Origin of the sequence: Terrabacter sp. Soil810, assembly GCF_001429645.1 — a bacterium.
Taxonomy (GTDB): Bacteria; Actinomycetota; Actinomycetes; order Actinomycetales; family Dermatophilaceae; genus Terrabacter.
Window position 1 is genome coordinate 519199 of sequence record NZ_LMSW01000001.1, and the last position, 22044, is coordinate 541242.

The following is a 22044-nucleotide window of genomic DNA, read 5'->3' on the forward strand; positions in this document are numbered from 1 at the left end:
GTCGGTCAGGCGTCGCCGACGGTGAGGGCCTCGGCCTCGGTGCGCGACGTGACCTCCTCGGCGCCGTGCCCCGGCGCCTCGTCGAGCGCGCTGATGATCCGGCGAGCCGTGAGGAGCACGAGGACGGCGAGCACGACGGCGACCGAGCCGACCCAGAAGGGCAGGTGGATCGACTTCTCGCCGAGGTTGCCCGCGAGCCACGGTGCCACGGCACCACCGCTGAAGCGGACGAAGGAGTACGCCGCCGACGCGACCCCGCGCGGGGCGGGGGAGACCTTCATGACCGTCTCGGTGATGAGGGTGTTGTTCACACCCAGGAAGGCCCCGGAGACGATGACGCCGACGACGAGGACCGTCTTGTCGTCCGTCCAGATCGCCATCGCGGCGAGGATGACCGCGAAGCCGAGCAGGGCGCCGACGATGCCGGCGAGCGTGCCGAAGCGACGCTGGATCACCGGGGCCGCGAAGACCGACGTGATGGCGAGCAGGACGCCCCAGCCGAAGAAGATGAAACCGATCTCGTGGGCGCCCATCGCGAGCGGGAACGGCGTGAAGGCGAGCAGCGTGAAGAAGCCGAAGTTGTAGAGCAGTGCCGTGATGCCCACCGTGAGCAGGCCTCGGTGTCCCAGGGCGCGCAGCGGCGCGGTGATCGAGGTCGGGTTCTCGGCCGGCGGGGTCTTCGGGAGGGTCGTCAGGGTCGCGACGAAGGCGACGGCCATGAGGACCGCCACGCCGTAGAACGGCCAGCGCCACGAGATGCCGCCGAGCCAGCCGCCGAGCAGCGGGCCGGTGGCGATGCCGACACCGAGGGCGGCCTCGTAGAGGATGATCGCCTGCTTCACCGAGCCCGCGGCGGCGTTGACGATCGTCGCCAGGGCCGTCGCGATGAAGAGCGCGTTGCCGAGGCCCCACAGGGCGCGGAAGGCGACGATGCCGCCCACGGTGTCCTGGCTGCCGGCGAGGCCTGCGCCGACGATGATGAGCGCCAGCCCGAGCAGCAGGGTGCGCTTCGCGCCGACGCGGCTGCTCACCCAGCCGGTGCCGAGCATCGCGATGCCCATGACGGCGAGGTAGCTCGTGAAGAGGAGCGAGACCTGCGAGGGGCCCGCACCGAGCTCGTCGGCGATCGGCTTGAGGATGGGGTCGACGAGGCCGATGCCCATGAAGGAGATCACGCAGGCGAAGGCGATCGACCAGACGGTCTTGGGTTGGCGCCACATGGTGGTGGTCATCCGTCCTTTCGGGTGGGGTGCGGGGCAGGGCCGTCCGCCGCGGCGGCGAGCAGCTCGTCCATGACGTCGATAGCGACCCGGACGCGCTCGAGCGCGGGTCCGTCGAGCTGGTCGAGGGCGGGGGACAGGACGGCCAGTCGGGCTCGGCGCACGCTCTCGAGCGCGGCGTGGCCCTCGTCGGTGAGGGAGATCACCGTGGCGCGCGCGTCGTCGGGGTCGGACGCGCGGCGCACCCATCCCGACGCCGCGAGGCGCTGGAGCTGGGTGGTGATCGTCGGCTGGCTGCTGTGATCGGCGGCCGCCAGGGCGCTGACGCGGGAGGGGCCCAGCTCGTCCAGCAGGGCGAGCAGCCGGGCCTGCGCGAAGGGCACGTCGAACGACGCGTGCCGGCTGGCCCAGCGCGAGAGTCGCGCGGCCGAGCGCAGCAGGTCGTTGCCCAGGGTGGTCGGTTCGGTCACTAGCGCCAATTTACATAGACAACCTATGCATATCAAGCCGGCCCTCGTGTGACAGGTGGGGTGGGGCGCTCACTCGTGTGGCGGCGGGGCGCTCACTCGAGGGCGGCGTCCGCGATGTCGGCGAGGTGGTCGAGGTCGGTGAGGTCGAGGACCTGGAGGTAGAGGCGCTGGGCGCCGGCGGCCTCGAACGTCGCGATCTTCGTCGCGACCTCGTCGGGCGAGCCGGCCAGGCCGTTCGCGCGCAGCTCGTCGAGGTCACGCCCGATGGCGTCGGCACGCCGCCGCAGGGTCGCCTCGTCCCCACCGACGCAGACGACCTGGGCCGCGGAGCACGTCAGTGCCCCGGGCTCCCGACCCGCATCGCACGCCACCGCGCGTACCCGCTCGAAGAGCCGGCCGGCCTCGGTGGCCGACACGAACGGCGCGTTGAACTCGGCGGCATACCTCGCGGCCAGCGCGGGCGTGCGGCGCTTCCCGCCGCCGCCGATGATGATCGGCACGCCACCGTCCTGGGTGGGCTTGGCGAGGGCGGGGGAGTCGACGACGGGATAGTGGGTTCCATTGTGGCTGAACGTCTTCCCGGGCTCGGTAGCCCAGAGTCCGGTGATGACCGCGAGCTGCTCCTCGAGTCGGTCGAAGCGCTCGCCGAGCGGCGGGAAGGGGATGCCGTATGCCGTGTGCTCGGCCTCGAACCACCCGGCGCCGAGTCCCAGCTCGACGCGTCCACCGCTCATCCGGTCGACGCCGGCGACCTGGATGGCGAGCGGGCCGGGGAGGCGGAAGGTCGCGGAGGTGACGAGCGTGCCGAGCCGGATCGTCGACGTCTCCCGCGCCAGGCCGGCGAGCGTCGTCCAGGCGTCGGTCGGGCCGGCCCCTCCGTCGCCGCCCATGGCGAGGTAGTGGTCGGAGCGGAAGAAGCCGCTGAAGCCGAGCGCCTCGGCGGCACGGGCCACGGCGAGCAGGTCGTCGTAGGTGGCGCCCTGTTGGGGCTCGGTGAAGATGCGCAGGTCGACGGTCATGCCCCTGCAACCACGGGTCAGGCGCGAACAATCCCGTCGACGACGACCTCGAGCATGGGCCGGACGTCGAGGTCGGCGTGGCTCGTGTCGGCGACGCTCGCGACACCGCTGACGAGACGCATGACGTTGGCGGCGTCGACGCCGGGGCGCAGGTCGCCGCTCTCGTCGAGGTGGTCGATGACGCGGCGGTTGGCGTCGCCCATGACGCGGCACTTGCGGTACATCGGCGACGCGGGGTCGTCCATGGCGGCGCAGATCTTGCTCGCCGCACCGCGGTGCAGGGTGATGTGGTCGATGAAGTGCTCGAACCAGCCCAGCAGCATCTCGCGGGCAGGCAGGCCGGTGGCGATCGCCGCGTCGGCGTCGGCGGACACGCGGTCGGTCCAGTCCTGCATGAGGGCGTCGACGAGGGCCTCGCGGGTGGGGAAGTGGCGGTAGAGCGTGCCCGGGCCGACCCCGGCCCGCTTGGCGATCTCGTCGAGCGAGGAGTCGGTGCCGCGCTCGGTGAAGACGATGCGGGCGGTCGCAAGGATCTTGTCGTAGTTGCGCCTGGCGTCTGCGCGCATCGGGCGAGGCAATTTCTCGGGGCCCTCCTGAGCCGGTCCGTCAGCCGAATCCCCTTGGGTGGCAACAGATCCCGGCGACGCTTCGAGCGTCGCGCTGCCAGCTTCGGCAGGCTTCACGAGGAATCTCCCTTGCTAAAACGGAGACAGTCTCCGTATTGTGGGTCAGGCAGAACCGGAGTGGTTCTCCGCTAATCGTAGCGCCGATCGTCGTCACAGAGGAGTCCGGCACCCATGACCACCACGATCCAGCCCACCCGACAGGCCCGCCGCGTCCACCTGTCGCACCTCGCCACGACGCACCGTGCCCCCCTCGTCCCCCGGGGCACGCACGGCACGCACGGCACCGAGGGCACGCACGGCACGCAGGGCGCCGCGACCGACGGCGGTCGTGTCCGCCGCGCCCGCGCCACCTCCTTCACTCCCATGGCTCGCGACCCGCTCACCGACGAGAGCTCGCGCCACCCGTCCCGCTACCACGAATCCTGAGGTCAGAGATGTCGACCAGCACCACCGCGTCACCCACCACCCGACAGCCGGCGTCACCGGCGCAGAGCAACGAGCGGGCCGCCCGGGCCGCCCGCCGCGGCGCCATCGGGCTCGGCGTCGTCCTCGTCGCCCAGCTCATGCTCGTGCTCGACGCGACCGTCGTGAACGTCGCGCTCCCGCACATCCAGGCCGACCTCGGGTTCACGCCCGCGGGCCTGTCCTGGGTGCTCAACGCGTACACCCTCGCCTTCGGCGGGCTGCTGCTCCTGGGCGGGCGCCTCGGCGACGTCTTCGGGCGGCTGCGCATCTTCGAGATCGGCCTGGCGATCTTCACCGTCGCGAGCCTGCTCGGTGGCCTCGCCACATCCCCCGCATGGCTCATCGCCGCGCGCACCCTCCAGGGCGTCGGCGCGGCGTTCGCCGCACCGAGCGTCCTCGCGCTCGTCACGACGAGCGCCCCGAACGAGGCCGCGCGCAACCGCGGGCTCGCGCTCTTCACGGCCGTGTCGTCCGCCGGCGCGTCCATCGGCCTGCTCCTCGGTGGCATCCTCACCGACTACGTCAGCTGGCACTGGACGCTCTTCGTCAACGTCCCGATCGGGGCCGTCGTGCTCGTCCTCGCGCGCCGCTACGTGACCGAGACGCCGAGGATCCGTGGCCGCTTCGACGTGGTCGGCGCGATCACCGCCACCCTCGGGTCCGTCTCGGTCGTGCACGGCTTCATCAGCGCCGCCGACCGCGGCTGGGCCTCGCCCGTGACGATCGGCTCGTTCGTCGTCGGCGCGCTCCTGATCGCGCTCTTCGTGCGCACCGAAGGTCGGGTCACCCACCCGCTGCTGCCGCTCGCGCTCGTCCGCAACCGCACCCGCGGTGGCGCGCTCGTGCTCATGGCGCTCGTCGTCGGCGCGCAGTTCTCGACGTTCTTCCTCGTGACGCAGTACCTCCAGCGCGTCCTCGGCTTCAGCCCGGTCGCCACCGGCGCCGCGTTCCTCCCGCTCAGCCTCGCGATCTTCGCGACCTCTCGGGTCAGCGCTCGCCTCGTCGCGAAGGTCGGTCCGCGGCCGATGCTCCTCGTGGGCACGCTGGGCCTCACGGCGAGCTTCGTGTGGCTGAGCACGATGTCGACGACGAGCACGTATGCCGCCCACCTCCTCGGCGCACTGGTGCTCAACGGCGTCTCGGCCGCGCTCGTCTTCATGCCGGTCACGGTCGTCGTGCTCGGCGGCGTCGACCGCGCCCAGGCCGGCACCGTGTCGGGCCTGCTCCAGACCGCGCAGCAGCTCGGTGGCGCCGTGGGCCTCGCGGCCATCGTCAGCGTCTACGCCTCGCAGGCGGTTCCCGGCCAGTTCGTTCCGGGCGTCGAGCCGGCGTTCCTCACGTCGGCGGCCTTCACCCTCGTGGCGCTGCTCGTCGCGGCGTTCGTGCTCCGGCCCCGCCCCGCACGCGTGGTGGCACCGGTCGAGCCGACCCGCGAGACCGTCGCCGTCGCGACCGCGGACGGCGCCGAGGCCCAGTGAGCGCACCTGGCGGCTGACCGGATCTGGCTCCGGCAGATCGAACAGCAGATCGAACAGCAGATGGACCGGCGTCCGGTGGGGTGATCACCCCACCGCACGCCGGTCCATCGCGCATCTCACCTGCAAGCCCCGCCCTGAGGCCGCACCGCCGCCGGAGACGGCTGACCCCCGCGACCCGGACGGGTGGCGGGGGCCAGGCACACGGCATACGGACGCTTGCGGGCAGGTGTTGCGGGAGGCTCAGTGCCCCTGTGGCATCGCCCAGCGGGCCGTCGAGACGCCCTGCTCCTTGGCGCGCTCGATGGCCTCGCTGATGATCTTCTCGGCGGCCTCGCGGTTGCCCCAGTCGGAGCCCTCGACGTGCTTGCCTGGCTCGAGGTCCTTGTAGCGCTCGAAGAAGTGCTGGATCTCCTTGAGCGTGAACTCGTTGACGTCGCCGATGTCCTTGATGTCGACGTTGCGCGGGTCGACGGGCACGCACAGCACCTTGTCGTCACCGCCGGCCTCGTCGGTCATGTGGAAGACGCCGATCGGGCGGGCCTCGACGACGACGCCGGGGAAGAGCGGCTCGGGCAGCAGCACGAGGGCGTCCAGGGGGTCGCCGTCCTCGCCGAGCGAATCCTCGATGTAGCCGTAGTCGGCGGGGTAGGCCATGGGCGTGAAGAGGTAGCGGTCGAGGCGGATCCGACCGGTCTCGTGGTCGACCTCGTACTTGTTGCGCTGTCCGCGCGGGATCTCGATGGTGACGTCGAACTCCACGTCTTCCCCTTCTTCACGGTCTTCGGGTGGCGGCTCGGGTGCCGAAGCACTCGCCGGCGGCTGACAGAATCGTCCGCGACAGTGTGGCAGCAAGGACGGTCCTTGCGCGAAACAGCGACGGACGATCGGACGGGGGGAGACGCGCGATGGCGCACGAGACGCAGCCGGGTCGACGCGGTCCCCGCCTCACCTACGGCATGGCTGCCGTGTGGTCGGCCGTCGCCGTGCTGCTCGGGTATGCCGTCCTCGACGTCGCCGATGCGGCGCCCGGTGCGCTGACGGTGCAGCCCCTGCCGCCGCCCCCGCCCACCGAGACGATCGCGACGCGGACGCTGCCCTCGGTCCCGCAGCCCACCATGGCGACCTCCGTCGCCCCGCCGTTGCCGTCGCTGGCCGGCGACACCGCCGCCCCGTCGGCGGCGGGCATCGAGCAGGCACTCGCCTCGGTGCGGGCCCTGCCGGCGCTGGGCGACTCGGCCCTCGTCGTGCGCGACGGGCAGACCGGCGAGGTGCTGCTCGACCAGGGCGGCGACGAGCTGCGCATCCCGGCCTCGACGACGAAGCTGCTCTCGGCGGCGGCCGTCGGCCAGACCTTCGCTCCCGACGAGACGCTGCGCACCGTCGTCCGCGAGGGTGACGAGCCCGACCAGATCGTCCTCGTCGCCGGCGGCGACTCCCTGCTCAACCCGGGCAAGGGCGACCCCGACGCGGTCGCGGGCCGTGCCGGCCTGCGCGACCTCGCCGACCAGGTGGCCTCGGCCCTCAAGGCCCGGGGCACCGGCAGCGTCAGGCTCTACGTCGACGAGACGTATGCCGCCGGGCCGACGACGGCTCCGACGTGGGCCCCGACATTCCGCAGCTCCGGCATCACCGGCGCCGTGGCGATGCTCGGGCTGTCGACCCAGCGGGCTCACGGCGGGTCGCCCGGCCCGGCCGACCCCGTCGCCTCCACCCGCGCGGCCTTCGCCCGGCAGCTCGAGGCGCGCGGGGTCGACGTGACGCTCGCCGCGCGCGGTCAGGCTCCGGGGGTCCCCGGCTCGCCCATGCCGACGCCCGCCGGCACCGGTGCGCCGTCGGCGACGCCGTCCGACGGTGCGACCCTCTCCGAAGGCGGCACGTCCACGGCAGGCGCGCAGGCGCCGACGACCCCGGCTGCCACACCGACGGTGCCGGCGAGCGGTCCCGGCTCCGTCCTCGGCAGCGTCGAGTCCGCGCCCGTGCGCGAGCAGCTCGCCCTCGCCCTCACCGACAGCGACAACGCGCTGACCGAGATCCTCTCCCGCCAGGCGGCCTACCGCTCGGGGGCCGGCACCGACTTCGCCGAGGTCGGCTCGTGGGTGGTGTCGCAGGTGGCGGCGCTCGGCCTCGACACGACGGGCGTGACGCTCTCCGACGCGAGCGGCCTGTCCCGCGAGAACCGCGTCCGCGCCTCCCTCCTGTCCGACGTGCTCGTGCTCGGCTACGACGGGAAGCACGCGGTGCTCCGGCGTGCTCTCGACGGCCTGCCGATCGGTGGCCTGACCGGCACCCTGGCCGACCGGTTCACCGGGGCCGACCACGACGCGGCGGGCCGCGCACGCGCCAAGACCGGCACCCTGACCGGGGCCAACGCCCTGGCCGGGAGCGTCGTCGACGACGACGGTCGGCTCCTCGTCTTCGTGGGTATGGTCGCCGGAGTGGGAACCAACGACGCGCGAGCGGCGTTGGACCGTTTTGTAGCGGCGATCGCCTCGTGCGGGTGCCGCTGACGGGCCGGTGGGCCGCTCGGGGTCCTGGTGCGCGACCGTGGTCGTGACCTCTCCGTGTGGCCGGCTGGGCCACCCAGACACCTCGCGCGACGTCGACACCGTCACGGCACCGAAAGGGCTGGCATGACCGACACGACCCTCCCGACCCCTGTGGACGCCAACCGTCCCGACCGTCCGGGGGGTGGGGCACCGGTCGCGTCCGTCGACTACGAGTTCGCCAAGCGGACCGGACGGGCCATCGTCAACCCCGGCCCCCAGGTCTCGAGCGACGAGGCCGCGGCCATCGTCGCCGACCTGCGCGCGGCCGCCGCCTCCGCCGTCGGACCCGTCGCCGAGACGAGCGCCCTGACGGCACCGGCCGACGCGCCCGCGCCCCTCGTCGTCGACCGCGCCGGCTGGATCAGCGCCAACGTCGACTCGTTCAGGTCGATGCTCGACCCCGTCGTCGACAAGCTCAACGCGACGAAGAAGTCGTCGACGAACGCCACGGCCGCCGCGATCGGTGGCAAGGTCACCGGCGCCGAGATGGGCGGGCTGCTCGCGTTCCTCTCGAGCAAGGTGCTCGGCCAGTACGACCTCGCCCCCGGTGGCACGCCGCGCCTGCTGCTCGTCGCCCCCAACATCGTCGCGGCCGAGCGGCGCCTCCAGGTCGATCCCACGGACTTCCGGCGCTGGGTCGCCATGCACGAGGAGACCCACCGCGTGCAGTTCACGGCCGTGCCGTGGCTGCGCGACCACATGGTGTCCCGCACCCAGGCGCTCGCCGTCGACCTCGCGCCCACCCCGGAGGACCTCTCCAAGCGGTTCGAGCAGCTGACGAAGAACCTCCCCGAGGTGTTCAGCTCCGGCGAGGGCATCGGCCAGCTCTTCGCGACACCCGAGCAGAAGGCCCAGATCGCCGAGCTCACCGCCGTCATGTCTCTGCTCGAGGGCCACGCCGACGTCGTCATGGACGCGGTCGGCCCGCGGGTCATTCCCAGCGTCGACGAGATCCGCCGCAAGTTCGACGAGCGCCGCAACAGCTCGGTCGGCATCGACCGCCTGCTGCGCAAGCTGCTCGGCCTCGAGGCCAAGATGCGCCAGTACCGCGACGGCGCCGTCTTCGTCCGGGCCGTCACCGACCAGGTGGGCCGCGACGGCTTCAACGCCGTGTGGACCTCGCCCGAGACCCTCCCGCACGCCGCCGAGATCCTCAAGCCGGACGCCTGGGTGCGTCGGGTCCACGGCTGAGCGATGCGAGGTCCCGCAGAGATGCCCGGTCCCGACCCCGCCGTCGCCGCCACCCGCCTCGCGGTGCGTGAGCACCTCGCCGACGTGCCCGAGGGCAGTGTCGTCCTCGTCGCCTGCTCGGGCGGTCCCGACTCCGTGGCGCTCGCAGCCGCGCTCGCCTTCGAGGCGCCGCGCTCCGGCGTGCGAGGTGGCGCCGTCGTCGTCGACCACGGTCTGCAGGAGCGCTCCGCCGAGGTGGCCGAGGACGCCGCGGCCGTGTGCCGCGAGATGGGACTCGACCCCGTCGACGTCGTCCGCGCCGACGTGCGCACCAGCGGCGCCGGGCTCGAGGCCGACGCCCGCGCGGCCCGCTACGCCGCCATCGAGCGGGCCGCCGACCGCGTCGGTGCCGCCGTGGTGCTCATCGGCCACACCCGCGACGACCAGGCCGAGCAGGTGCTGCTCGGCCTGTCCCGTGGGTCGGGTGCGCGGTCGCTCAGCGGTATGCCGGTGCGCCGGGATCGCTTCGTGCGTCCCCTCCTGGGCCTGCCGCGCGCGACCACCCTGGCCGCCTGCGCGGCCTACGGCATCAACCCCTGGGACGACCCCCACAACAGCGACGACTCGTTCCGGCGGGTCCGCGCCCGCAGGCTGCTCGCCACCCTCGAGTCCGACCTGGGCCCCGGCTTCGGCGCGGCGCTCGCGCGCAGCGCCGACCTGCTGCGCGAGGACGCCGACTACCTCGAGAGCCTGGCCGTCCGGGCCCGCGCCGACCTGCCGACCGGCCCGGCCGGCGACGGTGTCGACCTCGACGCGCTCGCCGCGCTGCCCCGGGCGATCCGCACCCGTGTCTGGCGGCTGCTGGCCGCCGAGGCGGGCGCACCGCTCGCCGACGTCAGCGCCGCGCACGTCGAGTCGCTCGACGCGCTCCTGACGTCGTGGCACGGACAGGGCCCGCTCCACGTGCCCGGCGGCATCGCCGTCGCCCGCACCGGTGGTGCCATCGTCTTCAGCCCCCTGCGCCAGACCGCCAACGCGTGAGCGCGACGGCGCCGCCCGGTGCCGCCCGGTACCGCCCGGCGCTTCCCGGCCCTTCCCGGCCCTTCCCGGGCCGCCTCCCCGGCGGGGACGGCGCCCGTCCCGGTGCGGTTGAATGGACCCGCCCCGCACGACCCTGCACCACCCCGCATCGCACTGAGGAGCCTTCGTGGACCACGAGCACATGGGAGATGACCTGGCCAAGGTCCTGTTCACCGAGGAGCAGATCCAGACCCGCCTCTCCGAGCTCGCCGCCGACATCTGGAAGGACTACGAGGGCAAGGAGTTCCTCCTCGTCGGTGTCCTCAAGGGTGCCGTCGTCGTCATGGCCGACCTCATGCGTGCCCTGCCCGGCACCGCGCCGATGGACTGGATGGCGGTCTCGTCCTACGGCTCCGGCACGAAGTCCTCGGGTGTCGTCCGGATCCTCAAGGACCTCGACACCGACATCAGCGGCCGCCACGTGCTCATCGTCGAGGACATCATCGACTCCGGCCTGACGCTGTCGTGGATCAAGTCCAACCTCGAGTCGCGCAAGCCGGCGTCGGTCGAGATCTGCACGCTGCTGCGCAAGCCCGACGTCGTCAAGGTCGACATCCCCGTCAAGTACGTCGGCTTCGACATCCCCAACGAGTTCGTCGTCGGCTACGGCCTCGACTACGCCGAGAAGTACCGCAACCTCCGGTGCGTCGGCACCCTGGCCCCGCACGTCTACGCCTGACCGCGGCGGGGACCGGTGACCTTCTCGATCGTCGCCCGCCAGGGTGACGCCCACGGCATCGCCGTCGCGAGCAAGTTCCTCGCCGTCGGTGCTGTCGTCCCGGCCGCCCGCCTCGGTGTGGGTGCGGTCGCCACGCAGTCGTTCGCCCGCGTCGCCTACCTCGACGAGCTGCTCGACCGCCTCGCCGCGGGTGAGCCGGCCGACGTGGCGCTCGCCGCGGCGACGGCGCTCGACGAGGGCCGCGAGACCCGTCAGGTCGGTGTCGTCGGGCTCGGCTCGGCCGCCACCTTCACGGGCTCGGAGTGCAACGAGTGGGCGGGGGGCGTCGCGCGCGACGACGGCGACACGGCATACGCCATCCAGGGCAACATCCTGACCGGGCCCGAGGTCGTCGCGGCCATGGAGCGCGCCTGGCACGACACCGCCGGGGAGCCGCTGGCGCGGCGGCTGCTCGCGGCGCTCGTCGCCGGTGACGCCGCAGGCGGCGACTCCCGGGGGCGCCAGAGCGCTGCCATGTATGCCGTCGAGCCGGGTTCCGGCTACGACGCGTGCGGGGTGCTCGCCGATCTGCGCGTCGACGACCACGCCGACCCGGTCACCGAGCTCGGCCGCCTGCTCTCGGACTGGGAGATGTACTTCGGAAAGCCCGAGGACGTCGCGCCGCTGCAGGGTGGGCTCGCCGACGAGGTGCGTGCACTCCTCGCGGCCAAGGGCTTCGCCGACGCCGATGTCGCGACCGCGCTGGCCGACTGGGCCGGCAACGCGAACTACGAGGCCCGCCTCAGCCCCGACGGCATCGACCGCCGGGTCCTCGAGGCCCTCCGCGCCGCCACCCCCTGACCCACCCTGCTCGCCCGAACGCCGCGTTCGATCTCGAACTCACAGTCAGGACGCTGAGTTCGGCACCGAACGCGGCGTTCGGTGGGGGAGGCGCGGTGGGTCAGAGCTTGCCGGCGACGCGGAGGAGGTACTCGCGACGGTGCAGCGGGTCGAGGTCGGTCCGCGACCGCACCGGCGGCCGACCGGTGACGGGCCGGTAGCCGTCGAAGCTGCACGCGAGGTCGCCGAGGCCGCTCGTGAGCCCGGGGACCCGTTGCTGCAGCTCGTGCAGCCGCTCGGCGGGCACCTCGCCCCGCAGCCGCGTCACCGGCCCGAGCACCGCCGTCGCGCGCGGGGTCGCCCGCACGTGGCCGAGCATCGTCAGGGCCGCGCCGAGCACCTCGCTCGGCACCTCGAGGTCGAAGCGGTGCACCGGCTCCTCGACCGCCGTGCCCGCGAGGCGCAGCGCCTCCATGAGCACGAGCGGGGTCAAGGTGCGGAAGTCGCCGGCGGTGCTCGACATCGACTTGTCGAACTTCTGGTGCATGTGGCTCTGCCGCGGCCAGTAGCCCGAGTGCGTCATCGTGACGACGCAGTCGGTGACCGGCCAGCCCTGAAGGCCCTGGCCGAGGGTCGCGTGGACGGTGTCCTCGACAGCCGTGAAGAACGACGCCGGCATCGAGCCGAGCTCCACCTCCAGCGCGAAGCGCACGCCGCAGCCCGACGGGGCCGGGTCGACGCGCAGCCCGACCGTGGCGAGGAACGGGTTGGGTGGCACGTCGATGACCTCGAACGCGGCGCCCGACCCCGTGACCCGCTCGCGGCAGATGACGGTCGTCGTGCTGAACGTCGCCTCGACGCCGAAGTCGGCCTCGAGGGTCGCGCCGATGACCTCCTTCTGCACCTCGCCGTAGAGCGACACGTGGGTCTCGCCGCGGACCTCGTCGTGGCGCAGGTCGATGAGCGGGTCCTGCTCCGCGAGGTGGGTCAGGGCCGTGTGCAGCCGGGCGCGGTCGGCGGGGTCGCGGGCCTCGACGACCGTCTCGAGGGTCGGCGGCGAGAACTCGTGGACGAGGGGACGGGCGATCCGCACGTCGCCGACGAGGTCGCCGATCCGGGCCCGCTCGAGCCCGACGACCCGCGCGATGCGCCCGGCCGGCACCCGCGGGACCCGCTCCACCTCGCCGCGGACGTGCACCGACAGGCCGGTGACCCGTTCCTCGCGGCACCGCGCGTCGCCGCGGCGTTCGCCCCGGTCGTCGGGGGCGGAGGGCGTATGCCGTGTGCCCGGGTCCGCCGGGTCCGCCGGGTCCGCGCGGCCGTCGTGGACGAGCACCCGGTCGCGCACCGCCAGCGAGCCCGAGGTCACGCTGACGAGCGCGACCTTCTCGCCGGAGCCGCCGCGCTGGATCGCGAAGACGGTGCCGGCGAGGGGCGCGTCGGGGTCGGGTGCCGGCGTCGGCAGCAGGTGCGGCAGGGCCCGGGCGAGGTCCTCGACGCCGACCCCGGTCATCGCCGAACCGACCAGCACGGGGCACACGAGTCCCCGGACGGTCTGGTCGCCGAGGACGGTCCGGAGCCGACGCCCATCGATGCGGTGCGGGGCCTCGACCCAGTCGGCGAGCAGGCGGTCGTCGACCCGGCTCAGCGCCTCGACGACGCGTTCACGGGCTGCCGCGGTGACCTGGTCGCCGCCGTCGCGCTCCGCCCGGCCCAGTGCCGCCAGGCCCAGGGCCGCGAGGCCGTCCGGGACGACCGCGGCGCCGCGCGTGCCCTCGTCGACGACCCGGCCGAGGGGCACGGGCGTGACGTCGAGCCGATCGACGACCTCCCGCAGCACCGCGTCCGTGCGGGCACCGGAGCGGTCGACCTTGTTGACGAAGAGCACGGTCGGGATGCGCAGGCGTCGCAGTGCCCGCATGAGCACCCGGGTCTGGGCCTGCACGCCCTCGACCGCCGACACCACGAGCACGGCGCCGTCGAGCACGGCGAGCGAGCGCTCGACCTCCGCGATGAAGTCCGAGTGGCCGGGGGTGTCGACGAGGTTGACCGTGACGGGGTCGTCGGCCGGGCCGAGCTCGAAGGAGACCACGGCGGCCTTGATCGTGATGCCTCGGGCGCGCTCGAGCGCGAGGGTGTCGGTCTGCGTGCTGCCGTCGTCGACGCTGCCCGGCTCGGCGATGACGCCGGCGTGCAGCAGCAACCGTTCGGTCAGGCTCGTCTTGCCCGCGTCAACGTGGGCGAGGATCCCGAGACCGAGGGCGCGTCCGGGACGCGCCGGTGGGGTGGGTGGGGTGTCCAAGGTGCTCCATGTCCTGTGCGTGGGTGTGGGTGACCTGCTCGGGTGACATGAAGCTGCGGCGCATCCCGGTGCCCTCTCTCCTCGGCCGTGCCTGGCGTCGACGGGACCGTCGACCGCTCCAGTGCAGCAAGGTGGGGGAGCGTGCGGCAACCGGTTTTGGGCCGGGAACCCGGCACACGGCATACGCGAGTGGTGCCGCCGGCCCGGGCACGGCGTCGATCCGGCGTGGGCTGGTTGGTCACCGGGCCGCCGCATGCGGAACACTGGTAGTCCGCCGGACGTTGTGCCGGTGGACAAACTCACCGGACGAGCAGGAGGACCGGGGTCTCACAGACCCCGCACGTACATGGACGCTAAGCGGATTCTGCGCACACCACTGTTGTGGATCTTGGTCCTCATCAGCGCGCTCGTCTTCGGCATGATGTTCTCCGAGTCCGGCCCGCCCCGGATCGACACGTCGGCTGCCATGAAGCAGATCACCGACGGCAACGTCGAGTCGGCCAAGCTGCTCAACAACGAGCGGATGGAGCTGACCCTCAAGACGCCCTACACCTCGCCCGACGGCACCGTGAAGGACGCGAAGTCGGTCTACGCCTACTACGTCGACGCCCGCGGCACCGACGTCGTCGAGGCGCTCAACACCAAGCCTCCGACGAAGGGCGTCGACGACCAGATCGACGAGCCCAGCTGGTTCGGCTCGCTCCTCTTCTCGATCCTGCCGATCATCATCATCCTCGGCCTCTTCTGGTTCCTCATGGGCCAGATGCAGGGCGGCGGCAACCGCGTCATGCAGTTCGGCAAGTCGCGCGCCAAGCTCGCCACCAAGGACACCCCGAAGGTCACCTTCGCCGACGTCGCCGGGTGCGACGAGGCCATCGAGGAGCTCCAGGAGATCAAGGAGTTCCTCCAGGAGCCGGCGAAGTTCCTCGCCGTCGGCGCCAAGATCCCCAAGGGCGTGCTGCTCTACGGCCAGCCCGGCACCGGCAAGACGCTGCTCGCCCGCGCCGTCGCGGGTGAGGCGGGGGTGCCGTTCTACTCGATCTCCGGCTCTGACTTCGTCGAGATGTTCGTCGGTGTCGGCGCGAGCCGCGTCCGCGACCTCTTCGAGCAGGCCAAGGCCAACGCGCCCGCCATCGTCTTCGTCGACGAGATCGACGCCGTCGGACGCCACCGCGGCGCCGGCATGGGCGGCGGCCACGACGAGCGCGAGCAGACGCTCAACCAGCTGCTCGTCGAGATGGACGGCTTCGACGTCAAGACCAACGTCATCCTCATCGCGGCGACCAACCGCCCCGACATCCTCGACCCCGCGCTGCTGCGGCCGGGCCGCTTCGACCGCCAGATCGCCGTCGACGCGCCCGACATGATCGGCCGCCACCGCATCCTCGAGGTCCACGCCCAGGGCAAGCCGGTCACGGCCGACGTCGACCTGCTCGCCGTCGCCCGCCGCACGCCGGGCTTCACCGGCGCCGACCTCGCCAACGTCCTCAACGAGGCCGCCCTGCTCACCGCCCGTGGTGACAAGAAGGTCATCGACAACGAGGCCCTCGACGAGGCCATCGACCGCGTCATCGCCGGCCCGCAGAAGCGCACGCGCATCATGTCGGCCAAGGAGCGCAAGATCACGGCCTACCACGAGGGTGGTCACGCCCTCGTCGCCGCGTCGCTCAACCACACCGACCCGGTGACCAAGGTGACGATCCTGCCGCGTGGGCGGGCCCTCGGCTACACGATGGTCATGCCGCTCGACGACAAGTACTCCACGACCCGCAACGAGATCCTCGACCAGCTCGCGTACGCCCTCGGTGGCCGCGTCGCCGAGGAGATCGTCTTCCGCGAGCCGACGACGGGTGCGAGCAACGACATCGAGAAGGCGACCGGCATGGCCCGCAAGATGGTCACCGAGTTCGGCATGTCCGAGCGTGTCGGCGCCATCAAGCTCGGCCAGAGCACCGGCGAGGTCTTCCTCGGCCGCGACATGGGCCACCAGCGCGACTACTCCGAGGAGGTCGCACGCATCGTCGACGAGGAGGTCCGCTCCCTCATCGACGCGGCCCACGACGAGGCCTACGCCGCGGTCAACGCCAACCGCGACCTTCTCGACCACCTCGTCCTCGAGCTGCTCGAGAAGGAGACGCTCAACGTCCACGAGCTGGCCGAGCTCTTCAAGCCGGTCGTCAAGCAGCCGGCCCGCCCGACGTGGCTGTCGTCCCAGACCCGCCAGCTCGGCGACCGCCCGCCGGTCCTGACGCCCGCCGAGATCGCCGCGAAGAACGGCTCGGGCGGTCAGAACGGCTACCTGCCCCCGCCCGTGCCGGCCGACAAGGTGATCGAGGACAAGATCGACGAGGCGGCCGCCGTCGGCGCGCACCCCCTCGCCGAGGAGCACCCCGCCGAGCAGGTCATCGAGGTGCCGGACGACCAGGTCGTCAACCCCGGCGAGAAGAGCTGAGCGTGGCGGTCGACCACGCGCGCGCCGAGGCGGCGGTCCGCGAGTTGCTGCTCGCCATCGGCGAGGACCCCGATCGCGAGGGACTGCGCGACACGCCTGGGCGTGTCGCGCGGTCCTACTCCGAGATCTTCGCCGGCCTCGACCAGACGGCCGAGGAGGTGCTCAGCAGGACCTTCTCGATCGACCACGAGGAGCTCGTCATCGTCCGCGACATCGAGCTCTACAGCACGTGCGAGCACCATCTCGTGCCGTTCCACGGCGTCGCCCACGTCGGCTACATCCCCGACAAGGACGGCCGGGTCACCGGACTGTCCAAGCTCGCCCGCCTCGTCGAGGTGTTCGCCCGTCGTCCGCAGGTTCAGGAGCGGCTCACGTCGCAGATCGCCGACGCGCTCGTCGAGCACCTGTCGGTGCGCGGCGTCATCGTCGTCATCCAGGCCGAGCACCTCTGCATGTCGATGCGCGGCATTCGCAAGCCCGGCGCGAGCACCATCACCTCGGCGGTGCGCGGCCAGCTGCGCGACCCGGCCACTCGAGCAGAGGCCATGGCGCTCATGCTCGAGGGCAACAAGTGACCGACGGCGCGACACCCGCACCACCGACCGCGACACAATGGCGCCCATGACCGCGCGCCGCCCCGACCTCGACGCGACCTCCCTGCTCGGCGTGCGCGACCGCACCCTGGTCATGGGGGTCGTCAACGTCACGCCCGACTCCTTCTCCGACGGCGGGGAGTGGTTCGAGCATGACGCGGCCGTCACGCACGGGCGTGACGTGCTCGCGGCCGGTGCCGACATCGTCGACGTCGGGGGCGAGTCGACCCGTCCCGGCGCCGAACGCCCGTCGGTCGAGGAGGAGCTGCGCCGGGTCGTCCCCGTCGTGGCCGCCCTTGCCGCCGACGGCGCCGTGGTCTCCGTCGACACGATGCGCGCCACGGTCGCGCGTGCCGCCGTCGACGCCGGTGCCTCCATCGTCAACGACGTCTCGGGCGGCCTCGCCGACCCCGACATGGTCCCGTGGGTGGCCGCCGAGCGGCTGCCCTACATCGCGATGCACTGGCGCGGCCACAGCACCGGGATGCAGTCGCGCGCCGTCTACGACGACGTCGTCGAGGAGGTCCTGCGCGAGCTGGCAGAGCGTCGCGACGCCCTGCTGGAGGGTGGCATCGACGAGGAGCACCTCGTCCTCGACCCGGGGCTCGGCTTCGCCAAGAACGCCGACCACAACTGGGCCCTGATGGCCGCGCTGCCGGCGCTGCACGACCTCGGCCACCCGATCCTGCTCGGAGCCTCCCGCAAGACCTTCCTCGGACGTCTCGGGCGCGACGAGGGCGCCACGCCGAGGCCCGCCGCCGAGCGTGACGTCGAGACGACCGCGACCTCCGTCATGGCCGCGATGGCGGGGCTGTGGTGCGTCCGCGTCCACGACGTCGCCTCGACGGTGCGCGCCCTGACGGTCGTCCAAGCCGCGCTCGAGCACGCCCCCGACGACCTGACCGAAGGCCCCGACTGATGGCCGACCGGATCGTGCTGCAGGGCGTCTCGGCCCGCGGCAACCACGGCGTGCTCGCCGTCGAGAAGCGCGACGGCCAGACCTTCCTCGTCGACGTGATGATGCTCTGCGACCTCGAGCCCGCGGGGCGCACGGACGCACTCGAGGCCACCGTGAACTACGCCGAGGTGGCGAACGACGTCGTCGCGCGGATCACCGGGCCGTCCTTCGACCTCATCGAGCGCCTGGCCGAAGTCATCGCCGACGACGTCCTGCGCCACGATCTCGTCGAGGAGGTGGAGGTCGTCGTGCACAAGCCCGAGGCACCGGTGGGCCACCCCTTCACCGACGTCCAGGTGCGCGTCGAGCGAAGGAACGCCGCCCACGTCGTCATCGCTCTTGGCACCAATCTCGGCGACCGTGGGCAGACGCTGGCCGACGCGGTCGCCGCCCTCACCGCGCTGCCGGGGCTCACGGTGACGTCGGTGTCCGACATCGTCGCCACCGAGCCGGTCGGTGGTCCCGAGCAGCCCGAGTACCTCAACGCCGTCGTCACCGGCCGGTCGCTGCTGCACCCGCACGACCTGCTCGTCGAGCTCCACCGCATCGAGGCCCTGCACGGACGCACGCGCGAGGTTCGCTGGGGCGCCAGGACCCTCGACCTCGACCTCGTCCAGTACGGCCTTCCCGGTGGATACCGCGAGGTCGTCAGTGACGACCCGGAGCTGACACTGCCCCACCCCCGCGCCCATGAGCGCGCCTTCGTCCTCGTGCCCTGGCTGGACGCCGACCCGCGAGCCACGCTGCGCGTCTCCGAGGGCCGCGACGGCATACGCCCGGTGGTCGACCTCCTGGCCGACCTCGACCGATCGGGCGTGCGTCCCGGTCCCCGATGGGAGCAGCAGTGACTCCACACTCCGGCATCCGCGCCACGACGCTCGTGCTCGCGGGACTGGCCATGACGGTGGTCGCGTGGCTCGGGCTGCGCTGGATGATGTCCGGCGGCAGCGCCGTGCCCGAGCCGGGCTGGGTCGGCGCCGCGGCGATGCTCTTCCTCACCGGGGGGCTGGTCCTCGCGGGCTGGCAGGTGCGCAAGGTACGGGACGGGTCGCCGAACCCCGCCGTCACACCCCTGCGAGCCGCCCGCACGCTGGTGCTCGGCCAGGCCGGGGCGCTGACCGGCTCGGTGCTCGTCGGCTGGTACCTCGCCAACACCCTCGTCCTGCTGCCGGACGCCGACGTCGACTCCCAGCGCGGGCGCCTCCTGCCGTTCGTGCTGCACGCCGTCGTCGCGCTGCTGCTGGCCGTGGCCGGGATGGTCGTGCAGAACTGGTGCCGCCTGCGGCCGCGCGACGACGAGGACGAGGACCAGCCAGCGGCCTGACCGCCGCGTATGGTCGGCCGGATGATGTGCGTCATGGTGCCGCGTCCGGTGGGGTGATCACCCCACCCGATGCAGCACGATCCGGCGGTCGTCGAGCACGCCAGGTCAGGTGGTGCCGGCGACGGTGATCGTCGAGGTGGGTGCCGGTGTCGTGGTCGACACCGACGGCGGCTGGGGCGGTCCGTCCGGCGTCGTCGTGCGGACGGGCCACGGCGGCGGGATCGTGTCGACGGTGTCCTCGTCGGAGCAGGCCGCGGCGAGCGTGATCGCCGCCGTGATGAGCGTGACGGCGACGGCGCGCAGGGCACTCTCGCGCGAGACCCGGGCGGACGGCATACGACCCCTCACTTGTCGACGTCCCCGACGACGAAGAACATCGAGCCGAGGATCGCGACCATGTCGGCGATGAGCTGGCCCGGCAGCATCTCGCTCAGCACCGAGACGTTGTTGAACGACGCCGAGCGCAGCTTGAGCCGCCACGGCGTCTTCTCCCCGCGGGAGACGAGGTAGTAGCCGTTGAAGCCGAGGGGGTTCTCGGTCGCGCTGTAGATCTCGCCCTCGGGGACCTTGAGCACCTTGGGGAGCTTGACGTTGATCGGCCCCTGCGGCAGCTGCACGAGCCGGTCGAGACAGGCCTGGGCGAGGTCGAGCGACACGTGCACCTGCTCGAGCAGCACCTCGAGGCGCGACAGGCAGTCCCCGGCCGTGCGGGTCACGACGCGGCCAGGACCCTTGTCGCCGAAGAGCTCGCCGTAGGCGAGGTAGGGCGCGTCCCTGCGCAGGTCGACGTCGAGGCCACTGGCGCGCGCGATCGGGCCGGAGACGCCGTAGGCCTCGACGGTCGCCAGGGGCAGCACTCCGACGCCCCGGGTCCGTGCCTCGAGGATCTCGTTGCCGACGATGAGGCGCTCGAGGTCGGGCAGACGCTTGCGCACGTTGGCGATCGCCTTGTCGACACGGCCCATCCAGCCGGCCGGGAGGTCCTCCTTGAGGCCGCCGACGCGGTTGAACATGTAGTGCATGCGCCCGCCCGAGACCTCCTCCATCACGGCCTGGAGCTCCTCGCGCTCGCGGAACGCGTGGAAGACGGGCGTGATGGCGCCGAGCTCGAGGGGGTAGGAGCCGAGGAACATCAGGTGGTTGAGCACGCGGTTGAGCTCGGCGAGGGCGGTGCGCGCCCAGACGGCGCGCTCGGGCACCTCCATGCCGAGCATCTGCTCGACGCCGAGCACGACGCCGAGCTCGTTGGAGAAGGCGCTGAGCCAGTCGTGGCGGTTGGCGAGCACGAGGATCTGGCGGTAGTCGCGCACCTCGAAGAGCTTCTCGGCGCCGCGGTGCATGTAGCCCACGATCGGCTCGGCGCTGATGATCCGCTCGCCGTCGACGACGATGCGCAGCCGCAGGACGCCGTGGGTGGCCGGGTGCTGCGGGCCGATGTTGAGCACCATGTCGGCGGTCGCGAGCCCACCCGCGCCGAGGCCGACGGTCAGGGCCCGATGCCGTCCCGGCGCCGAGGCGGTGGTCTCCGTCATGCGCCCGAGCCTACGGCCCACACCCGGGTCGTATGCCGTGTGGCCCCTCCCCGGGGCGCGCCCGGTCGGGCAGAGTGTGGGGGTGACCGCCTCGTTCGACCTCACCGACCCCGCGTTCGTCGCCGACCCCTACCCGGCGCTCGCCGAGGCCCGCCGGCACGGACCGGTCCTGCGACACGAGGGCCTCGGGCTGTGGGTGACGACGACGCACGCGGCGGCGAACGACGTGCTGCGCGACCGGAGGCTCGGTCGCATCCTGCGGCCGCGCTCGCCGGGGGACGACGCGTGGACGACGTTCGACTGGTTGCACGCCGACTCCATCCTCGACTCGGAGCCGCCGAAGCACACGCGGCTGCGACGCCTCGTTGCCGGCGCCTTCGCGCGTGGCCACGTGACGCGGCTGCGCCCGCGGGTCGAGGAGATCGCGGCCGGCCTGCTCGACGACGTGGAGCGGGTCCTGGCTCGTGATGGCCGGGTCGACGTCATCGCCGGCTACGCGGAGCCGCTGCCCGTCCTCGTCATCTGCGAGCTGCTCGGCGCCCCGACGGCCGACTGGAAGGTGCTCCGCGACTGGTCCCAGGCGATCGTCCGGATGTACGAGGTCGACCCGGACGACGAGGCCCAGCGGGACGCCCAGCGCGCGTGCGACGAGTTCGCCTCCTACGTCGAGGCGCTCGCCGCCGAGCGGGCCCAGGCTCCCGGCGACGACCTGCTGACCTCGCTCGTCCAGGAGCGTGACGGCGGCGACCGCCTCTCGCCGCGCGAGCTCGTCGCGACCGTCGTGCTGCTGCTGAACGCCGGGCACGAGGCCAGCGTCAACGGTTTCGGCAACGGCCTGGCGTCGCTGCTCGTGGACACCGCGCAGCGCGACGCCGTGAGCGCCGGACTCGATCACCCGGTCGTCGTCGACCGGCTCGTCGAGGAGATGCTGCGCCACGACTCGCCGCTCCACCTCTTCGAGCGCACCGCCACGGCCGACGTCGAGCTCCACGGCGTGACGGTCCGGGCCGGTGAGAAGGTCGCCGCCCTGCTCGGCGCCGCCAACCGGGATCCGGCCGTCTTCGCCGAAGCCGACCGCTTCGTCGCCGACCGCGACCCGAACCCGCACCTGGCCTTCGGCGCCGGCATCCACTTCTGCCTCGGGGCGCCGCTGGCCCGGATGGAGCTGCAGATCTCGACGCGGGCGCTGCTCGAGCGGCTGGGGTCGCTCGAGGTCGTCGAGGCGGTGCGTCGCCCGACGTTCGTGCTCCGCGGCTACGAGCGGCTCGTCGTCGCACGGGCCGGTCGCTCGACCTGAACGGACCCACAGGA

At 72.6% G+C, this 22044-nt stretch carries 21 protein-coding genes; 13 read left to right on the top strand and 8 right to left on the bottom strand.

All coding sequences use genetic code 11. The annotated features are described in order from the left end of the window. Positions 1 to 5 precede the first annotated feature (5 nt). The 4 genes from ASG96_RS02280 to ASG96_RS02295 form a co-directional block, all read right to left on the bottom strand. Complete coding sequence (locus ASG96_RS02280) at positions 6 to 1232, bottom strand: MFS transporter (RefSeq protein WP_082588872.1); 1227 nt, start codon at positions 1230 to 1232, stop codon at positions 6 to 8. After that, positions 1229 to 1690, bottom strand: coding sequence for a MarR family winged helix-turn-helix transcriptional regulator (locus ASG96_RS02285; RefSeq protein WP_057586356.1), 462 nt, complete (start codon positions 1688 to 1690; stop codon positions 1229 to 1231). The genes ASG96_RS02280 and ASG96_RS02285 overlap by 4 nt, the downstream gene beginning before the upstream one ends. A gap of 92 nt (positions 1691 to 1782) precedes the next feature. Continuing rightward, the gene (locus ASG96_RS02290; RefSeq protein ID WP_057586360.1) at positions 1783 to 2709 is read right to left on the bottom strand and encodes an LLM class F420-dependent oxidoreductase; all 927 of its coding nucleotides are present in this window, start codon (positions 2707 to 2709) and stop codon (positions 1783 to 1785) included. 17 nt (positions 2710 to 2726) lie between these two features. Beyond that, complete coding sequence (locus ASG96_RS02295; protein ID WP_056760037.1) at positions 2727 to 3275, bottom strand: TetR/AcrR family transcriptional regulator; 549 nt, start codon at positions 3273 to 3275, stop codon at positions 2727 to 2729. A gap of 231 nt (positions 3276 to 3506) precedes the next feature. Here ASG96_RS02295 and ASG96_RS02300 point away from each other — a divergent pair, with 231 nt between their 5' ends. After that, positions 3507 to 3761 carry a hypothetical protein gene (locus ASG96_RS02300; RefSeq protein WP_057586363.1) on the top strand — a complete coding sequence of 85 codons (255 nt, stop codon included), beginning with the start codon at positions 3507 to 3509 and terminating at the stop codon, positions 3759 to 3761. Positions 3762 to 3769: 8 nt separating this feature from the next. Beyond that, positions 3770 to 5278: an MFS transporter gene (locus ASG96_RS02305; RefSeq protein ID WP_082591572.1), complete on the top strand. Its 1509-nt coding sequence runs from the start codon at positions 3770 to 3772 to the stop codon at positions 5276 to 5278. 240 nt (positions 5279 to 5518) lie between these two features. Here the strand turns inward: ASG96_RS02305 and ASG96_RS02310 are convergent, their stop codons facing one another. Next, positions 5519 to 6037 (bottom strand): inorganic diphosphatase, encoded by a 519-nt coding sequence (locus ASG96_RS02310; RefSeq protein WP_056760033.1) that lies wholly within the window; start codon positions 6035 to 6037, stop codon positions 5519 to 5521. A gap of 146 nt (positions 6038 to 6183) precedes the next feature. On the opposite strand from ASG96_RS02310, the gene ASG96_RS02315 reads away from it, so the two are divergent. The 5 genes from ASG96_RS02315 (at position 6184) to ASG96_RS02335 (ending at position 11593) form a co-directional block, all read left to right on the top strand. Further along, on the top strand, positions 6184 to 7785 hold the full coding sequence (locus ASG96_RS02315) for a D-alanyl-D-alanine carboxypeptidase/D-alanyl-D-alanine-endopeptidase (RefSeq protein ID WP_056760030.1): 1602 nt from the start codon (positions 6184 to 6186) through the stop codon (positions 7783 to 7785). 123 nt (positions 7786 to 7908) lie between these two features. Then, positions 7909 to 9015, top strand: coding sequence for a zinc-dependent metalloprotease (locus ASG96_RS02320; RefSeq protein ID WP_057586365.1), 1107 nt, complete (start codon positions 7909 to 7911; stop codon positions 9013 to 9015). Positions 9016 to 9036: 21 nt separating this feature from the next. Then, positions 9037 to 10035 carry a tRNA lysidine(34) synthetase TilS gene (tilS, locus tag ASG96_RS02325; RefSeq protein ID WP_056760027.1) on the top strand — a complete coding sequence of 333 codons (999 nt, stop codon included), beginning with the start codon at positions 9037 to 9039 and terminating at the stop codon, positions 10033 to 10035. 166 nt (positions 10036 to 10201) lie between these two features. Then, positions 10202 to 10753, top strand: a complete 552-nt coding sequence (gene hpt / locus ASG96_RS02330) for a hypoxanthine phosphoribosyltransferase (protein ID WP_056760026.1) — start codon at positions 10202 to 10204, stop codon at positions 10751 to 10753. A gap of 15 nt (positions 10754 to 10768) precedes the next feature. After that, complete coding sequence (locus ASG96_RS02335) at positions 10769 to 11593, top strand: DUF1028 domain-containing protein (RefSeq protein ID WP_056760024.1); 825 nt, start codon at positions 10769 to 10771, stop codon at positions 11591 to 11593. Between the two features lie 100 nt (positions 11594 to 11693). Here ASG96_RS02335 and ASG96_RS02340 read toward each other — a convergent pair whose 3' ends face one another. Further along, complete coding sequence (locus ASG96_RS02340) at positions 11694 to 13874, bottom strand: translation factor GTPase family protein (protein WP_057586367.1); 2181 nt, start codon at positions 13872 to 13874, stop codon at positions 11694 to 11696. A gap of 346 nt (positions 13875 to 14220) precedes the next feature. Here ASG96_RS02340 and ftsH point away from each other — a divergent pair, with 346 nt between their 5' ends. From ftsH to ASG96_RS02365, 5 genes are read left to right on the top strand one after another with little or no spacing between them, the layout of a single operon-like run. Next, on the top strand, positions 14221 to 16326 hold the full coding sequence (gene ftsH / locus ASG96_RS02345) for an ATP-dependent zinc metalloprotease FtsH (protein WP_057586370.1): 2106 nt from the start codon (positions 14221 to 14223) through the stop codon (positions 16324 to 16326). Positions 16327 to 16328: 2 nt separating this feature from the next. Further along, on the top strand, positions 16329 to 16901 hold the full coding sequence (gene folE, locus ASG96_RS02350; protein WP_056760016.1) for a GTP cyclohydrolase I FolE: 573 nt from the start codon (positions 16329 to 16331) through the stop codon (positions 16899 to 16901). A 46-nt stretch (positions 16902 to 16947) separates the two neighbouring features. Then, the gene (gene folP / locus ASG96_RS02355) at positions 16948 to 17838 is read left to right on the top strand and encodes a dihydropteroate synthase (RefSeq protein WP_057586373.1); all 891 of its coding nucleotides are present in this window, start codon (positions 16948 to 16950) and stop codon (positions 17836 to 17838) included. Beyond that, entirely contained in the window at positions 17838 to 18725 is an 888-nt protein-coding gene (gene folK, locus ASG96_RS02360; protein WP_056760014.1) for a 2-amino-4-hydroxy-6-hydroxymethyldihydropteridine diphosphokinase, read from the top strand. Before folP ends, folK begins: the two co-directional genes overlap by 1 nt. After that, positions 18722 to 19201, top strand: a complete 480-nt coding sequence (locus tag ASG96_RS02365; RefSeq protein ID WP_057586375.1) for a DUF3180 domain-containing protein — start codon at positions 18722 to 18724, stop codon at positions 19199 to 19201. The genes folK and ASG96_RS02365 overlap by 4 nt, the downstream gene beginning before the upstream one ends. A 105-nt stretch (positions 19202 to 19306) precedes the next feature. Here ASG96_RS02365 and ASG96_RS02370 read toward each other — a convergent pair whose 3' ends face one another. Then, complete coding sequence (locus ASG96_RS02370) at positions 19307 to 19537, bottom strand: hypothetical protein (RefSeq protein ID WP_057586377.1); 231 nt, start codon at positions 19535 to 19537, stop codon at positions 19307 to 19309. Positions 19538 to 19545: 8 nt separating this feature from the next. Then, complete coding sequence (locus ASG96_RS02375; protein ID WP_057586379.1) at positions 19546 to 20733, bottom strand: NADH-quinone oxidoreductase subunit D; 1188 nt, start codon at positions 20731 to 20733, stop codon at positions 19546 to 19548. Between the two features lie 82 nt (positions 20734 to 20815). Between ASG96_RS02375 and ASG96_RS02380 the strand changes: the two genes are divergently transcribed. Next, entirely contained in the window at positions 20816 to 22030 is a 1215-nt protein-coding gene (locus ASG96_RS02380; protein ID WP_057586381.1) for a cytochrome P450, read from the top strand. Positions 22031 to 22044: the final 14 nt, after the last annotated feature.

What these genes read in the sequence shown, in the direction of transcription:
- tilS (WP_056760027.1), top strand. Translation starts at nt 9,037, where the DNA reads ATGCCCGGTCCCGACCCCGCCGTCGCCGCCACCCGCCTCGCGGTGCGT.
- ASG96_RS02370 (WP_057586377.1), bottom strand. Translation starts at nt 19,537, where the DNA reads ATGCCGTCCGCCCGGGTCTCGCGCGAGAGTGCCCTGCGCGCCGTCGCC.
- ASG96_RS02305 (WP_082591572.1), top strand. Translation starts at nt 3,770, where the DNA reads ATGTCGACCAGCACCACCGCGTCACCCACCACCCGACAGCCGGCGTCA.
- ASG96_RS02315 (WP_056760030.1), top strand. Translation starts at nt 6,184, where the DNA reads ATGGCGCACGAGACGCAGCCGGGTCGACGCGGTCCCCGCCTCACCTAC.
- ASG96_RS02290 (WP_057586360.1), bottom strand. Translation starts at nt 2,709, where the DNA reads ATGACCGTCGACCTGCGCATCTTCACCGAGCCCCAACAGGGCGCCACC.
- folP (WP_057586373.1), top strand. Translation starts at nt 16,948, where the DNA reads ATGACCGCGCGCCGCCCCGACCTCGACGCGACCTCCCTGCTCGGCGTG.
- ftsH (WP_057586370.1), top strand. Translation starts at nt 14,221, where the DNA reads ATGGACGCTAAGCGGATTCTGCGCACACCACTGTTGTGGATCTTGGTC.
- folK (WP_056760014.1), top strand. Translation starts at nt 17,838, where the DNA reads ATGGCCGACCGGATCGTGCTGCAGGGCGTCTCGGCCCGCGGCAACCAC.
- ASG96_RS02320 (WP_057586365.1), top strand. Translation starts at nt 7,909, where the DNA reads ATGACCGACACGACCCTCCCGACCCCTGTGGACGCCAACCGTCCCGAC.
- ASG96_RS02295 (WP_056760037.1), bottom strand. Translation starts at nt 3,275, where the DNA reads ATGCGCGCAGACGCCAGGCGCAACTACGACAAGATCCTTGCGACCGCC.
- ASG96_RS02375 (WP_057586379.1), bottom strand. Translation starts at nt 20,733, where the DNA reads ATGACGGAGACCACCGCCTCGGCGCCGGGACGGCATCGGGCCCTGACC.
- ASG96_RS02280 (WP_082588872.1), bottom strand. Translation starts at nt 1,232, where the DNA reads ATGACCACCACCATGTGGCGCCAACCCAAGACCGTCTGGTCGATCGCC.
- ASG96_RS02300 (WP_057586363.1), top strand. Translation starts at nt 3,507, where the DNA reads ATGACCACCACGATCCAGCCCACCCGACAGGCCCGCCGCGTCCACCTG.